Source organism: Maricaulis sp., from assembly GCF_048270265.1.
Lineage (GTDB): Bacteria > Pseudomonadota > Alphaproteobacteria > Caulobacterales > Maricaulaceae > Maricaulis.
In genome coordinates this window covers 1-14,792 of record NZ_JBLWTD010000019.1, presented here as the reverse complement: position 1 = coordinate 14,792, position 14,792 = coordinate 1, and the positions used below count along the sequence as shown (strand labels likewise).

Genomic DNA, 14,792 nt, shown 5'->3' with positions numbered 1-14,792 from the left:
CGCCTACATTCCACCCTTGGCGCGCCGGACGATGTCCGACCCGATTTCCGATAGCGGCAGTATCTGATCTGCCAGTCCGGCCTCGGCGACTGCGCCAGGCATGCCCCAGACGATGCTCGTTGCTTCGTCCTGGGCGAGTATGGTTCCGCCAGCCGCGCGCAGCGCACGCACGCCCTCGCGTCCGTCATGCCCCATCCCGGTCAGGATGACGCCCAGCGCCTTGCCACCGGTCGCTTCCGCGACGGAATGGAAAAGCGGGTCGACGGCGGGGCGGCAGAAATTGATCGGCGGCGACTGGTCGAGCACGGCGTAATAGCCAGCCGAATCCCGCCGCACGGTAAAATGAAAATCGCCGGGGGCGACATAGACATGGCCCGCCAGAAGGCGCTCGCCATTCTCGGCTTCCTTGCACGGCAAATTGCTGGCCTTGGCCAGGTGCTCGGCGAGGATCTTGGTGAAGAGCGCCGGCATGTGCTGGGCGATGACAATCGGCGCGGCCAGGCCAGCAGCGCATTTGCTGATCACCAGGCGCAGCGCTTCGGGACCGCCGGTGCTTGAACCGATGGCAATGATCGCCGGCGGCGCGACCGAACGCGGTGTCGCTCCACGCGAGATCGGGGCGGCAGCCACGGGCCGGAAGGCACGCGGTGGCGTTGTTGTTGCCGGTGCGGGTGCTGGCGCTGCCGTTCCGGGCACCGCACGCAATCGGGGAGCCGGGGCCGGTGCCGGGCGGGCCGTTTTCGGGCGCGGCGCCAGGGCTTTCAGCTTGGTGAGCAGATCGCGGCGGAATTCCTCGGCGCCGGCCAGGCGTCCGGCCTGGGGCTTGGGTGCATAATCGGCAGCGCCCATGGACAGGGCGCGGATCGTCACCTCACCGCCGCGGCGCGTCAGGGTCGAGGCCATGACGATACGGCAGCCGGGCACGGTCTTGAGCAGGATGGGCAGGGCGGCGAGCCCGTCCATTTTCGGCATCTCGACATCGAGCACGATCAGGTCAGGACGCAATTCCCCGGCCTTGCGGATACCCTGCTCGCCATCAGTGGCGGCCCCGACAAGCACCAGATCCGGATCTTCCTCGATCCAGCGCGTCATCAGGCCACGCGCGACCGCGGAATCGTCGATCACCAGCACGCGAGCCATGGCCTGCGCGGAATCCAGCTGTGGGGCGGGTTCTGTCATCAGGTTTTCCTACGATGCCCGCAGCAGACCGGTTTGCTGGAACTTGGACGCGATGATGTCGCCATCGAAGGGTTTCATCACATATTCGTCGGCGCCGGCGCGCAGCGCTTCGGTGATGTGGGCCATGTCATTTTCGGTGGTGCAGAACACCACGATCGGCCGGTCACCGGTTTCCTCGCGGCGCAGCGCCTTGACGAAATCGAGCCCGTTCATGATCGGCATGTTCCAGTCGAGCAGGATGGCGTCCGGCATTTGCTCCCGGCATTTTTCCAGCGCCTCGGCACCGTCCCCTGCTTCCATGCAGGCAAATTCGAGCTCTTCGAGTATTCGGCGGGCGACCTTGCGTATCACACGCGAGTCGTCGACAACGAGACAGGTCTTCATTCGCTTGCCCTTCCCTAGGCCGCTTCGCTTTTGACTGTGCTGCCGATTACGGCCGACACATCCAGAACTGCGAGCAATTCTTTTTCGAGCCGGTGCACGCCCTTCACCATGGAACGCCAGCGGGCGTCGACATGGGCGGGGACCGGCTCAAGCTCGGCGCGCGGGCGCCGCAGGACTTCACCGACAGAGTCGACAATCAGCCCGAAAATCTCGCTGCCGCGCTCGACACCGAGTGCCATGCCGGCATCGGCGGCATCGCGTGGCGGCAGGCCGAGGCGCCGGCGCGCATCGATCGCCGTGACAATGCGGCCGCGCAGATTGAGCAGACCGGCCACTTCAGGCGGAGCCAGCGGAACAGCCGTGACGGACTGGGGCGCGAAGACTTCGCGAATGGCGTTGACCGGGGCGCCGAACAGCTGGTCGCCAATACGCACGGAGACGTATTCGATCATCGCATCGGCACTCAGTTCGGATGGATCGTCGTAATGATCGGTCATGCGACCTTCTCCTCATGGGACACTTCATCGAGCGCCGCGATCAGGGCGCCGCGATCCGACCGTGGCAGCACGACCGTGAGCCCTTCGGCCCGGGTATCTTCCGGCCAGTCGGTGACAGCGAGGGCCGGCAGGCTGGCCCACAGGCCCTGGGCGCGGATTTTTTCCAGCGCAGCCGGATCACCGACCAGGGCGTCGAATTGTTCGCCAGCCTCGGCAATCGCCTGGACTTCATGCATGCCGCCCGTCGGGGTGACATCATAGCCGGCGGCGGCCAGCAGCGGCGCAATCATGCGGCGCGCAAAGGCGTCGGCATCGACGAGCAGGACCCGGCGGCGGCGCTTGGTGGCGCGGCGCTGGATATTGCCCGCCTGGGCCTGTTCGAGATGCCAGGCGATGTCGACGACATCGGTCGCCTTGCCCTTGATGATGGCGGAACCGATGATGCCCGGCTTGTCGGAGCGCATTTGCAGGTCGACCCGTTCCTCGACGACATCGACGATCTGGTCGACGGCGAGGCCGATGGCGCCATGGCCCTCGGAGAAGACCAGCACCGGCTGACGCTGGGTCCCGGAGGTGCCGATCTCGCCGCCCAGCGGCACGATTGGCATCAGGCGGCCGCGATACTGGACCACGAGCCGGCCATTGGTGGTCTCGATGGCGTCGGTCTGGAATTCCTCCAGCCGGGTGACCAGTGCCAGCGGCACGGCCTTGGCCTCGCTGCCACCGGCGCGGACGAGCAGCAGGCGTTGCGTGTTCTGCATTTCCGAAGCAGCGGTCGCGGCGGAATCGAAGCGGACCTCGTCCTCCATGCTGGAGACGATTTCTCCGGCCAGACCATTGGGGTCGAGGATCATGATCACCGTACCGTCGCCCAGGATGGTCGCGCCGGAATAGGCCCCGACGCCGCGCAAGGCATCGGAAAGCGGTTTGACGACGATTTCCTCGGTGTCGAGGACATTGTCGACGATCAGGCCGACATTGCGGCCACCGGCGTCAAGCACAACGACAAAACCGGTATCGTCCCGTGCCCCTGCGCCAGCCTCGCTGACGCCAAGCACTTCCTGCAGATCAACCAGCGGCATCAGACGGTCACGCAGGCGCATGACCCGGGCTCCGCTGAGCGACTCGATCGCATGCTCCGAGCCGGCACCGACACGGACCAGTTCGCGCACGGCGAGCTGGGGAATGGCGAAGCGCTGATCATGGCTGCCAACGATCAGGGCCGAGACAATGGCCAGGGTCAGCGGGATCTTGATCTTGAAATGGCTGCCCTTGCCGGCGGTCGAGGTGACATCAACGACGCCGCCGATCTGTTCGATATTATTGCGCACCACATCCATGCCGACACCGCGGCCGGACAGGTTTGTGACCTTGGCTGCCGTGGAGAAGCCCGGCGCGAAGATGAAGCGGTGGATCTGCTGCTCGGTCATTGCGGCGAGCTCTTCATGGGTCGTGAGACCCTTTTCGAGCGCCTTTTCACCGATGCGGGCGGTGTTCAACCCCATGCCGTCATCGGCGATGGAGATAATGATGTGGCCGCCTTCATGGAAGGCTTTGAGCGTGATGGTGCCCTTTTCCGACTTGCCGGCCTTGATCCGGTCGGCCGGCATTTCCAGGCCGTGATCGGCGGAATTGCGCACCATGTGGGTGAGCGGATCCTTGATCAGTTCCAGCACCTGGCGATCCAGCTCGGTATCGCTGCCATCCATCACCAGTTCGATCTTCTTGCCGAGATCGGTGGAGACGTCGCGAATGATGCGCGGCAGTTTGCGCCAGGCATCGCCGATCGGCTGCATACGGGTCTTCATGACCCCGTCCTGCAACTCGCCGGTAACGGCAGAGAGGCGCTGCAGCGGGACCTTGAGATCCTCGTCTTCCAGGCCACGAACGGTCTGCATCAACTGGTTCCGCGTCAGAACCAGTTCGGAAACCGTAGTCATCAAGGCATCGAGCACATCGACGCCGACCCGCACGGTCTGCTGCATGCGCGGCGCACCGTCACCACCCGCCGGGTGGTCATCGCTGCCCTTGAGCTCGGCGACCGCCGATTGCAGGGCCTCGACGGGGCTCATATCAGCAGCCGGGGCGGCGGGCGCGACGTCCGCTTCGGGCTCGGCGGCGTTGAAGGCGGCTTCCAGCTCGGCGACCGAGACTTCACCGGGACGCAGTTCGCGGCCCAATTCCGGATCGAAATCGCCAACACCGATATGTGCGACTTCCGGTGTCTCGCCGGCATCGGCTTCGGCTTCGGGCAGTTCGACTTCAGAGACGGTATCTCGGAAGGCAGCTTCCAGATCAGCGAGGGAGACTTCGCCCGGGCGCAGTTCGCGGCCCAGATCGGCGTCCCAGCCTTCGGGCACGGTCTCGGCCGGCGCATCCGGCTCGACCACACGGCCCATGGCGGCATCTTCCAGCCGGCCAATCAGCTCAAGGTCTTCACCGGCCGGTTCATTGCCGGTCTCTTCAATACTGCTCAGGATGACCTTGATCTGGTCGATGGATTGCAGCACCAGCGTCACCATCGGCGGCGTCACCGCCAGGTCGCCATCGCGGAACTTGCCCAACAGGGTCTCGCCGGCGTGAGCCACGGCTTCCAGGCGCGGCAGACCGAGAAAGCCGCAGGTTCCCTTAACCGTGTGGAGGAGGCGGAAAATATTGTCGAGAATGGCCCGGTCTTCCGGATTATTCTCGAACCGGACCAGCTCCGCATCAATGACATCCAGGCTTTCGCCCGTCTCTGTCAGGAATTCGCTGATCAGATCGTCCATGGCCGTCCTCTTACCGTCTAAATGCCTGTCAGGGCTTCATCAGACGGTAAGTTGACACGGGCTTGGTTAACGGACTGTTGGCTTCAGGCCGAGGAAAACCAGCTTTCATTTCATAGGTTATGACCGGAACGGAATACGCTCTAGGCAGCCGCAGCCGGTGCCTGGACCAGCGCAACGAACTCGACCCGTTCCTCGTCGGCATGAGCGCTGACGCGCCCGCCGGCATTGCGGGCGATCAGACCGGCAAAATAGGGCTGAATCGAGCGGCCATCATATCCCCCTTCAGGCGGCTGGCCTTCCAGTGCCGTGACGGCGTCGGCATTGAGCCGGGCGCGCGGACCTTCCGAGACAATGCGGATGCGGGCACCGCCACCGCTCTCGGTCGCCTCGATGGTCACCGTGCCGCCACGCGGGACGGATTCAACAGCGAGAACGCAGAGGTTCAGCAGAAGCCGCGCCGCCGCCTTCTCGAGCCCGGGCGTTTCAACCTTCCAGACAATGGCCGGTTTGGAGGGCGCAAACATCGCCTCGGTCAGGCGCCGCAATTCGCGGGTATCGAGCGTCGCCGGAGCCGAACCGCCAGCGCCATAGGCGAGACGGGCGAATTCCAGCTTCGCCTGGGCCTGGCGCGAACTGTCGCGGACCAGGTCCATCGCATCCTCGTGCATGTCGGCGGAGGATTCATCGTCGAGCACGCTCAGCGCCGCGCTCAGCGCGGACACAGGGCTGACGAGGTCATGACACAGCCGCGCGCAGAGCAGAGCGGCAAGTTGGTCGGCGGCCATTTCGGCGGGGCGTTGATCTTGCATGGAGCAATCGATACACGATTCTCCGGCCATCCGACCCTGTTTCGCAGCTGAATTGCGCAAGAAGCGTGGAAAGGACTTGGCAACCGTATTGGTCCAAGACATGATTCAGTCGGGCTATCGGGGTGCCCCTGCAGGGAATGCGGCTTTGCTGCCGTCCGGTGCGGGATTTGCTTGAGATGACGCGTCATGGAACGAAGCATCGGAGTAACGAGATAGCCATGCCTGGATTTGACGTAACCCGAGCCGATCAGCGCCGCGCCCGTGGTCTGGTCGTTTGTGCCAGCCTGGTGCTGTCTGCCGCCCTCCTTACCGGCCTGATGACGTCGCGCGAAACCCGCAGCGATGCCGCCGGCCTGGCCCTGCCGGCCGCCGCTGTGGCCGTGATGGATGTCAGTGATACCGCGCGCGACAGCAGCAACGCCTCCGGCGAGCTGCCGCTGCGCGCCGAGACCACCACGCTGGCCATGCCACTCAATCCGGCCCGTCTCGATGCCACGGCCTTCAGCTCCTGCACCCAGTGCCCGGTCACCATCCAGGTCGAACGCGAAGTGCCCCGCGGTGGCACACTTGCCGGCCTGCTCGAGGATGCCGGTGTCGACAATACCGATGCGGTCCGCGCAATCCGCGCCCTTAACCAGGTGTTCGACCTGCGCTATCTGCGCGCCGGTCAGAGCCTCAATCTCTATCTCGAGACCGAGCCCGACACCTCTGTCGAGGCCGATGAGGAAACCGAGAGCCGCCTGCGCCTGACGGGCATCTCCTTCCGCCCCGATGTCGAGCGTTCGATCACCGTCGCGCGCATCTGGGGCGATGAATACCGCGCCCGCGAAACCATTGCCGAGTTCGAACGCCAGGTCGTGCGCTCCTCGGGCAACATCACATCCTCGCTCTATGTCGACGCGCTCAATGCCGGTGCCACCGACCGTATCGTGGTCGAACTCGCCGGCGTGCTGGCCTATGCGATCGACTTCCAGCGCTCGATCCAGCCCGGCGACGGTTTCGACATCCTGTTCGAGCGCTTCGTGAATGAAGAAGGCAATACGGCGCGTACCGGCGATATTCTCTATGCCCGCTATGAAGGCCGCGGCGAACCCAAGGAATTCTTCCGCTTCGAGACCTCCGATGGCGGCATTGGCTATTACAGCGCCGAGGGTGCCAGCGCCCAGCGCCTGCTGATGCTGACTCCGATCAATGGGGCCCGCCTCTCCTCCTCCTTCGGCCGCCGGCGTCACCCGATCCTGGGCTATACCCGCGCCCATAACGGCACCGATTTCGCCGCTCCGACCGGCACGCCGATCTTCGCCGCCGGCAATGGCGTCGTCGAACGCGCCAACCGCTTCGGCAGTTTCGGCAATTACGTGAAGATCCGCCACGCCAACGGCTTCGAGACCGCCTATGCCCATCTCAACGGCTTTGCCCGCGGCATCCGCGCCGGCAGCCGCGTCACCCAGGGCCAGGTGATCGCCTATGTCGGCACAACCGGCCGCTCGACAGGGCCGCACCTGCATTATGAGGTTCATCAGAACGGCCGCCCGGTCAATCCGATGACGCTGGACCTGCCGACCGGCCGCCAGCTGACCGATGCCGACATGCCGGCCTTCATCGCCGAACGTGACCGCATCATCGCCATCCGTGACGGCGCCCGGCCCGCCAATGCCACCGATGCGCCGCTGATGGCGCAAGCGGGCGATGGCGCGCAATAGGCACCGGCGCAGTATTCCAGCTTCAGCTTGACTTGATCCCCGTGGCGCGGCAAAAGCCCCGCCACGGGTCTGGAGATGCCCGCCGCTCGCAGGCGCAAGCCATGGTGAAATCTCCGAAGTGACCAACTCCGTCGACCCAGTGTCATGCGGTGTGATGGCAAGGCGAGCCCCGTCCGAAATACGCATGCAGTCACTGAGACAGGCGACGACATGTCCATTATCCAGACCCTCCCCGCGCTTGAGGTCCTCAAGGCCCAGGCCAAACGCTTGCGCCAGAGCCTGACGGCCGAAGGCAATTTCATCTCCCACAGCGAAGCGCTCGAATTGCTGGCCCACCAGCATGGCTATCGCGACTGGAACACGCTCCACGCCGCCGCCGGCAACCGCCCGGCCAGCCCGCTGGCGCTCGGGGCCCGTATCACCGGCCTGTATCTCGGCCAGCCCTTCAAGGGCGAAATCATCGCCCTGGCCCAGCTCAATCACGGCAGCCATTACCGGCTCACCATCGATTTCGACGAACCGGTCGATGTCGTGACCTTCGACAGCTTCTCGGCTTTCCGCAAACGGGTGAATTGCACGGTGGGCGCCGATGGCAAATCACCGGCACTGACCGGCGATGGCAAGCCGCAGATGGTGATTGCGGTTTAAGGGAAGAGGCCTCTTCCAATCCCACCACAAACAGCTTCCCCGGAATCGGGCCAATTCCGGGGAAATAAACTATTGTATTCGTTGGGGCAGAGGCCCTCGGCGTGGCCAGAGCCATCACCGGTCATTGCCATGAGTTGACTCAATACCAACTAGTTGGTATGTTCGTTGAGACAGGAAAGGACGACATGTCAAAGCCAGCGAAAAAACTGGATGCCAGGGCGAAACTGCTTGATGCGGCGGTGTCGGTGATCCGCAGCAAGGGGTATTCGGCGACTACGGTCGATGCGCTTTGTGCGGCCGCGGGTGTCACCAAGGGTGCCTTCTTCCACCATTTCAGGAGCAAGGATGAGCTCGCCGTCGCGGCGGCGGAGCATTGGTCACAGATGACCGGCGCCCTGTTTACCGATGCGCCCTATCACGATCATGCCGACCCGCTCGCCCGCGTCCTCGCCTATCTCGACTTTCGCAAAACCCTCCTGCAGGGCGATCTGCCTGATTTCACCTGCCTGGTCGGCACTATGGTGCAGGAGACCTATGAGACGGCGCCTGCGATCCGCGAGGCCTGTGAACGCAGTATCACCGGCCACGCCGCGACGCTGGAAGCCGATATCGAGGCGGCGATGCGCGCGCGCTGCATGACACCCGACTGGACGGCGAAATCGCTGGCCCTGCACACCCAGGCCGTCATCCAGGGCGGCTTCATCCTCGCAAAGGCCACTGGGGCAGCCGCGATCGCTGCCGACAGTATCGACCATCTGCGCCGCTACATCGAAATGCTGTTCAGCGCCCCAGCAAGGCAATCACCCCGGGAGCCGGGAAAGGAGACAGACTGTGAGACACATTAAAATCATCGAGCACATCTCGCTCGACGGCGTGATCCAGGCACCTGGTGGGCCGGGCGAAGATTACGAAGGCGGGTTCGAACATGGCGGCTGGGCCTTCCCGCATTTCGACCCGGCCATTGGCGAGGCGATCGACGCGGCGCATGGCGGGGGCTTCGACCTTCTGCTCGGCCGGCGCACCTATGATATTTTCGCAAACTACTGGCCAGACCAGACCGGCCCGATGGCCGATACGCTCAATGGCGCCAGGAAGTTCGTCGTCACGCACAGGCCGGACAGCCTCGACTGGGGACCGGCCGAAGCGCTCGGCGCGGATGCCATTGAAGGCATTGCACGCGTCAAGGCAGCGTCCGGCCCCGATCTGATCGTCTGGGGCAGTTCGACCCTGACACCGCTCCTGATCGAACAGGGGCTGGCGGACGAGGTTTTGCTCCTCGTCTTTCCTGTCCTGCTTGGAACGGGCAAGCGCTTGTTCTCGGACAGGGTCGCACCGAGCGAGCTCGCCCTGGTCGATACGAAGACGGTATCTTCCGGGGTGATCATCAGCACTTACAAACCAGCTGGCGCCCTGCGGACGGGGAGCTTCGCCGACGCTGCAGATTGAGTCCGTTTTTGATCAAACTTCGCGAGCACCAGGGGCGACACTCGCCCATCAATGGAGAAATGAAATGAGCTATATCGACGGATTCGTGATCGCCGTGCCGACCGCGAACAAACAAAAATTCATCGATCACGCCGAGTTCGCCAATGGCGTGTTCATGGATCTTGGCGCCCTGCGCGTGATGGAATGCTGGGGCGATGATGTGCAGGACGGAAACGTCACCGATTTCCGCAAGGCTGTGCAGGCGAAGCCGGACGAGACAGTCGTCCTTTCCTGGATCGAATGGCCCGACAAGGCGGCGCGCGATGCCGGCATGGCGAAAATGATGGAGTGGATGGAGAATCCCGAAACCGCCGACCCACGCATGGATCCCGTGCGCAATCCGATGCCCTTCGACGGCAAACGGATGATCTTTGGCGGCTTCTCACCGGTGGTGGAGCTGCCGGGCAACGACAATGGCTGATCAGAACAGGCGCCGGTGGGAGCGGCCTCTCCCTCGCAGCAAAACCAAACCGTGGTCATCCCGGACAAATGCCCGGACGCGGCAGCGATCCGGGCGCAGATCCGGGATGACAACGTTATTGTTTTTATCGAGATTTGTGGGCGCACGTGCGGGCACACCCCGCCATAGAACCTACGCGGACAAAAAAGCGGCCGGAAAGCGCATCGCTCTCCGGCCGTTCTCCATTCAAGTCTCCGAAGAGCCTTAGTTCACCACAGCCTTCAGCGGCCGCTTCTCGCCAATGGCGACGCCATTGATCGTCAGCGCGCCAGCTTCGCTTGAGACCACGATATTCTCGCCGTCCTTGATGGTGCCTTCCAGCAGCATGCGGGCGAGCGGGTCTTGCAGGTCCTTCTGGATCACGCGCTTCAATGGACGGGCCCCGTAGGCGGGGTCATAGCCCTTGGCGGCAATCCAGTCGCGGGCGCTGGCGTCCAGTTCGATCGTCATGCGGCGATCAGCCAGGAGTTTTTCCAGACGCTTCATCTGGATATCGACAATGGCGCCCATATCCTCGCGAGCGAGCTTGTTGAACAGGACGATTTCATCGACCCGGTTGAGGAATTCCGGACGGAAATGCAGGCGCACGGCCTCCATCACCATTTCGCGGGCATCCTCGGAATTCTCGACGGCCTGCAGATGCTCGGCCCCGAGATTGGAGGTCATGATGATGATCGTATTGCGGAAATCGACCGTGCGGCCCTGCCCGTCAGTGAGACGGCCATCATCGAGAACCTGCAGCAGCACGTTGAAGACATCCGGGTGTGCCTTCTCGATCTCATCGAGCAGGATTACCTGATAGGGCCGGCGGCGAACCGCCTCGGTCAGCGCACCGCCCTCCTCATAACCGACATAGCCCGGAGGCGCGCCGATCATGCGCGAGACGGAGTGCTTCTCCATGTATTCCGACATGTCCATGCGGGTGACCGCGTGTTCATCGTCGAACAGGAAATTGGCCAGCGCCTTGGTCAGCTCGGTCTTGCCGACACCCGTGGGGCCGAGGAACATGAAGGAACCGATCGGACGCGCCGGATCCTTGAGGCCCGCGCGGGCACGGCGCACCGCATCGGAGACGGCTTCCAGCGCCGTTTCCTGGCCGACAACGCGGCCGTGCAGGGCTTCTTCCATGCGCAACAGCTTGTCGCGCTCGCCTTCGAGCATCTTGTCGACGGGCACACCGGTCCAGCGCGAGACGATCTGGGCGATCTGCTCGTCATCGACGACTTCCTGCATCGTCTGCTGACCGTCATCACTGGCGGTCTCGGCGAGGGCCAGACGGCTCTCGAGATCGGGCAATTGGCCGTACTTGATCTCCGACGCACGGCCGAGATCACCGCGCCGTTCGGCATCGGCCAGCTCGGCACGGGCCAGCTCGATCGATTCCTTCAGCGTGGTCGCACCGGCGAGTTTTGCCTTTTCGGCGCGCCAGGTCGCGGTCAGCTCGGCGGACCGGGATTCCAGTTCCGCCACTTCCTTGGTAATCGCAGCAAGGCGCTCCTTGGAGGCCTCGTCGGACTCCTTCTTCATCGCTTCCGCTTCGATCTTGAGCTGGATGGCCCGGCGATCAATCTCGTCGAGCTCTTCCGGCTTGGAGTCGATCTGCATGCGCAGACGGGCCGAGGCCTCGTCCATCAGGTCGATCGCCTTGTCGGGCAGGAAGCGGTTGGTGATGTAGCGATTGGACAGGTTGGCGGCCGCAACAATGGCGCTGTCGGCGATGCGCACGCCATGGTGCACTTCGTATTTTTCCTTCAACCCGCGCAGGATGGAGACCGTATCTTCCACGGTCGGCTCCTCGACCATGACCGGCTGGAAACGCCGGGCCAGGGCCGGGTCTTTTTCGACATGCTTGCGGTATTCGTCCAGCGTGGTCGCACCGATACAATGCAGCTCACCGCGTGCCAGGGCAGGCTTCAGGAGATTGGACGCATCCATGGCGCCATCGCCCTTGCCGGCACCGACCAGGGTGTGCATCTCGTCGATGAAGAGAATGATCTGGCCATTGGCGCTGGTGACCTCATTGAGAACGGCCTTGAGCCGTTCCTCGAACTCGCCGCGGAATTTCGCACCGGCGATCAGGGACCCCATATCGAGCGCCAGCAGACGTTTTTCCTTGAGGCTTTCGGGCACATCGCCATTGACGATGCGCAGGGCCAGGCCCTCGGCGATCGCCGTCTTGCCGACGCCGGGCTCACCGATCAGGACCGGATTGTTCTTGGTCCGGCGCGAGAGCACCTGGATGGCACGGCGAATTTCCTCGTCGCGGCCAATCACCGGGTCGAGCTTGCCTTCGCGCGCCACCTCGGTGAGGTCGCGGGCGTATTTCTTCAGCGCTTCATAGGTGTCTTCCGACGACGCACTGTCAGCAGTGCGGCCCTGGCGCAGATCATTGATCGCGGTATTGAGGCCCTGCGGCGTGACACCGGCGGCCTTGAGAATATCAAAGGCCTTGGTGCCCGATTGCAGGCTCAGCGCCTGCAGCAGACGTTCGGCGGTGACGTATTCATCACCGGCCTTGGTCGCCGCGGTCTGGGCCGCATCAAACAATTTGGCCGTCGGCGGGGCCATATAGAGCTTGCCCTCACCGCCTTCGACCTTGGGAAGGCTTGCGAGCGCAGCGGTAACGCCGTCAATAACCTGATGCGCGCTGCCGCCGGCCGACTTGATCAGATTGGTCGCGAGACCGGCCGTATCGTCGAGCAGCGCCTTGAGCACGTGCTCGGGCGTGAATTGCTGGTGGCCGGCCTTGATGGCCAGCGTCTGGGCGCCCTGGACAATGGTCTTGGCGCGGTCTGTATATTTGTCGAATTCCATGTCGATCCCCCGGAAAAGGCGAGATAAGATGCGGTCAGACGCCTTCGAAAAGCGCGCCGGAACCGCGGGTTGCTCTGGATGTAAGTGTTGCACATGCGTCACACAAGAGGCCGGGCCGCGACAGATTGACCATATTTCCGCAAGGGTTTCTTTCGACCATGCCGAAGCTTACCGCAATTACCCGCTTTCCGGTAAAAGGCTTCGGCCCGGACAGGCTTGAGCAGGTCGAACTGACCGCCGGACAGGCCCTGCCTCTCGATCGCGCCTGGGCGATCGAGAACGGCCCCGGCTCCTTCGACCCGGCCCGGCCGGCGCATGTGAAGAAGAAGCATTTCCTGATGCTGGCCGGCCAGACCGCACTGGCGCAATTGCAGACCCGCTGCGACACGGCCGGGCAAGGCTTCACCACCCACTGGCCCGATGGCGAGACGATCACCATCACGCTTGGCGATGCCGCCAGCCACGGCCCGCTCTTCGCCCGGCTTGAAGCCCTGCTCGGCGAACAGGTGCGCGGGGCGCTCAGATTTGCCCATATCCCCGGTCAGGCCCTGACCGATATTCCCTTGCCGCACATCTCCCTGATCAATGCCGCCTCGGTGCGCGATCTCGAGAGGCGCACCGGCCACGCCATCGACCCGGTCCGCTTTCGCGGCAATCTCCTGATCGACGGCCTGGAACCCTGGGCCGAGTTCGACTGGCTCGGCCAGGATATTTTGATTGGTGATGTCAGACTGCGCGGCCAGAGCCGCATCCGCCGCTGCGTCGCCACCAGCATCAATCCCGTCACAGCGAAATGCGATCTCGATCTGCCCGCTGCGCTGATGACGCATTTCGGGCATGCCGATTGCGGGATTTATATGAGCGTCGAGACAAGTGGTGCCGTCACGATCGGGGATGGCGTCGAGCTGCCGGGGCCTGGGCAAGCTTGACGCCCTGCGCCCGGCGCAGTATCCAGCGCGCCGGTCCCCGGTTGCCCGCCGCTCGCAGACTTCGGTCACGGTGAATTTCCGGCATGATCTTTTCCTCCCGGCGCAATCGCTGCGGTGGCAATGCGAGCCCCATCCTCCAAGCTACGCGTCCGGAGTTGATGAGATGAGCAATACCTATACTCACGGCCCGCTCGGGCCGATGTTCGTGCGTACGGCACTACCGATCATTTTCCTGATGGCGATGAATGGTCTGCTGACCGTCGTCGATGCGATCTTTCTCGGCGTGTTCGTCGGGGCCGAAGCGTTGAGCGCGGTGACGCTGATGTTTCCGCTCTTCATGCTGATCGTCGCCCTCTCCTCGCTGGTCTCCAATGGCATGGCCTCGGTGCTGGCGCGGCATCTCGGCGCCAATGCCATCGGTCAGGCCCGGGCCGAATTCGTCGGCGCGCACGGGCTTTCCCTGATCGTCTGCCTGATCCTGGTCGTCCTGTTTCTCGCCGGAGCCGGGCCACTGACCCTGGCGGCCGCAAACGGGTCGGAGGCACTGGCGCGGATGGGCCATGTCTATCTGAGCATTGCCGTCTTCAGCTCGCCGATCGCCTTCGCCCTGGCGGTGCAGTCCACCGCGCTGCGGGTCGAGGGCAAGGTCGGGCTGATGGCAATGACCGGCCTGCTGGTGACGCTGGCCAATCTGGCCCTCAACTACGTGCTGATCGCCGTGATGGGGCTTGGCGTGGCAGGGTCGGCGCTGGGAACGGCGATCGCCCAGGCCATTGCCCTGCTGGTGATCCTGGGCTTCCGCATGGGCAAGACCTCGCCCCTGCGCCTCGCCGGCCTCGACTGGTCGCGCCTCAGCACCGGCTGGCCGGGATTTCTGGCGCTGGGTGCACCGCAAAGCCTGTCATTTGTCGGCCTGTCGCTCGGATCCGGCGCGGTGATCTTCATGCTGCAAACCGTCGATACCGGTCACTACGACACCACGGTCGCGGCATATGGCATCGTGATGCGCATTCTCTCCTTCGCCTTTCTGGTGCTGATGGGAATGAGCCAGGCCCTGCAGGCCATCGTCGGCAATAATTACGGGGCCGGCCTGTGGCGGCGCTCGGACCGGATTCT

At 63.8% G+C, this 14,792-nt stretch carries 13 protein-coding genes; 7 read left to right on the top strand and 6 right to left on the bottom strand.

Annotated features, from left to right (window positions below):
- Window positions 1–3 precede the first annotated feature (3 nt).
- The 5 genes from ACN0YF_RS10675 to chpT all read right to left on the bottom strand — a co-directional run bounded on the left by ACN0YF_RS10675 (window position 4) and on the right by chpT (window position 5,613).
- A complete protein-coding gene (locus ACN0YF_RS10675) occupies window positions 4–1,179 on the bottom strand; it encodes a protein-glutamate methylesterase/protein-glutamine glutaminase (protein ID WP_417483459.1) in 1,176 nt (391 codons plus the stop codon).
- A gap of 9 nt (window positions 1,180–1,188) precedes the next feature.
- Complete coding sequence (locus ACN0YF_RS10670) at window positions 1,189–1,563, bottom strand: response regulator (RefSeq protein ID WP_417483458.1); 375 nt, start codon at window positions 1,561–1,563, stop codon at window positions 1,189–1,191.
- A 14-nt stretch (window positions 1,564–1,577) separates the two neighbouring features.
- Entirely contained in the window at window positions 1,578–2,060 is a 483-nt protein-coding gene (locus tag ACN0YF_RS10665; RefSeq protein ID WP_417483457.1) for a chemotaxis protein CheW, read from the bottom strand.
- On the bottom strand, window positions 2,057–4,828 hold the full coding sequence (locus tag ACN0YF_RS10660; protein ID WP_417494368.1) for a chemotaxis protein CheW: 2,772 nt from the start codon (window positions 4,826–4,828) through the stop codon (window positions 2,057–2,059). Before ACN0YF_RS10660 ends, ACN0YF_RS10665 begins: the two co-directional genes overlap by 4 nt.
- Window positions 4,829–4,968: 140 nt before the next feature.
- Complete coding sequence (gene chpT / locus ACN0YF_RS10655) at window positions 4,969–5,613, bottom strand: histidine phosphotransferase ChpT (protein WP_417494367.1); 645 nt, start codon at window positions 5,611–5,613, stop codon at window positions 4,969–4,971.
- A gap of 242 nt (window positions 5,614–5,855) precedes the next feature.
- Between chpT and ACN0YF_RS10650 the strand changes: the two genes are divergently transcribed.
- From ACN0YF_RS10650 to ACN0YF_RS10630, 5 genes are all read left to right on the top strand, one after another.
- Window positions 5,856–7,340, top strand: a complete 1,485-nt coding sequence (locus ACN0YF_RS10650; RefSeq protein WP_417494366.1) for a peptidoglycan DD-metalloendopeptidase family protein — start codon at window positions 5,856–5,858, stop codon at window positions 7,338–7,340.
- 210 nt (window positions 7,341–7,550) lie between these two features.
- Window positions 7,551–7,988, top strand: coding sequence for a glyoxalase superfamily protein (locus ACN0YF_RS10645; protein WP_417494365.1), 438 nt, complete (start codon window positions 7,551–7,553; stop codon window positions 7,986–7,988).
- A 185-nt stretch (window positions 7,989–8,173) separates the two neighbouring features.
- Complete coding sequence (locus ACN0YF_RS10640; RefSeq protein WP_417494364.1) at window positions 8,174–8,833, top strand: TetR/AcrR family transcriptional regulator; 660 nt, start codon at window positions 8,174–8,176, stop codon at window positions 8,831–8,833.
- Window positions 8,820–9,434 carry a dihydrofolate reductase family protein gene (locus ACN0YF_RS10635; protein ID WP_417494363.1) on the top strand — a complete coding sequence of 205 codons (615 nt, stop codon included), beginning with the start codon at window positions 8,820–8,822 and terminating at the stop codon, window positions 9,432–9,434. The genes ACN0YF_RS10640 and ACN0YF_RS10635 overlap by 14 nt, the downstream gene beginning before the upstream one ends.
- 64 nt (window positions 9,435–9,498) lie before the next feature.
- On the top strand, window positions 9,499–9,894 hold the full coding sequence (locus ACN0YF_RS10630) for a DUF1428 domain-containing protein (protein WP_417494362.1): 396 nt from the start codon (window positions 9,499–9,501) through the stop codon (window positions 9,892–9,894).
- 243 nt (window positions 9,895–10,137) lie between these two features.
- On the opposite strand, the gene clpB is transcribed toward ACN0YF_RS10630, so the two are convergent.
- The gene (gene clpB / locus ACN0YF_RS10625) at window positions 10,138–12,747 is read right to left on the bottom strand and encodes an ATP-dependent chaperone ClpB (protein WP_417494361.1); all 2,610 of its coding nucleotides are present in this window, start codon (window positions 12,745–12,747) and stop codon (window positions 10,138–10,140) included.
- 158 nt (window positions 12,748–12,905) lie between these two features.
- On the opposite strand from clpB, the gene ACN0YF_RS10620 reads away from it, so the two are divergent.
- Entirely contained in the window at window positions 12,906–13,676 is a 771-nt protein-coding gene (locus tag ACN0YF_RS10620) for an MOSC domain-containing protein (RefSeq protein ID WP_417494360.1), read from the top strand.
- A gap of 163 nt (window positions 13,677–13,839) precedes the next feature.
- Window positions 13,840–14,792: MATE family efflux transporter (locus tag ACN0YF_RS10615; RefSeq protein ID WP_417494359.1), on the top strand; the 953-nt coding region annotated here is incomplete at its 3' end.

Excerpts from the sequence above, each read along its gene's own strand:
- ACN0YF_RS10675 (WP_417483459.1), bottom strand. The coding sequence starts at position 1,179 with ATGACAGAACCCGCCCCACAGCTGGATTCCGCGCAGGCCATGGCTCGC.
- ACN0YF_RS10670 (WP_417483458.1), bottom strand. The coding sequence starts at position 1,563 with ATGAAGACCTGTCTCGTTGTCGACGACTCGCGTGTGATACGCAAGGTC.
- ACN0YF_RS10665 (WP_417483457.1), bottom strand. The coding sequence starts at position 2,060 with ATGACCGATCATTACGACGATCCATCCGAACTGAGTGCCGATGCGATG.
- ACN0YF_RS10660 (WP_417494368.1), bottom strand. The coding sequence starts at position 4,828 with ATGGACGATCTGATCAGCGAATTCCTGACAGAGACGGGCGAAAGCCTG.
- chpT (WP_417494367.1), bottom strand. The coding sequence starts at position 5,613 with ATGGCCGCCGACCAACTTGCCGCTCTGCTCTGCGCGCGGCTGTGTCAT.
- ACN0YF_RS10650 (WP_417494366.1), top strand. The coding sequence starts at position 5,856 with ATGCCTGGATTTGACGTAACCCGAGCCGATCAGCGCCGCGCCCGTGGT.
- ACN0YF_RS10645 (WP_417494365.1), top strand. The coding sequence starts at position 7,551 with ATGTCCATTATCCAGACCCTCCCCGCGCTTGAGGTCCTCAAGGCCCAG.
- ACN0YF_RS10640 (WP_417494364.1), top strand. The coding sequence starts at position 8,174 with ATGTCAAAGCCAGCGAAAAAACTGGATGCCAGGGCGAAACTGCTTGAT.
- ACN0YF_RS10630 (WP_417494362.1), top strand. The coding sequence starts at position 9,499 with ATGAGCTATATCGACGGATTCGTGATCGCCGTGCCGACCGCGAACAAA.
- clpB (WP_417494361.1), bottom strand. The coding sequence starts at position 12,747 with ATGGAATTCGACAAATATACAGACCGCGCCAAGACCATTGTCCAGGGC.
- ACN0YF_RS10620 (WP_417494360.1), top strand. The coding sequence starts at position 12,906 with ATGCCGAAGCTTACCGCAATTACCCGCTTTCCGGTAAAAGGCTTCGGC.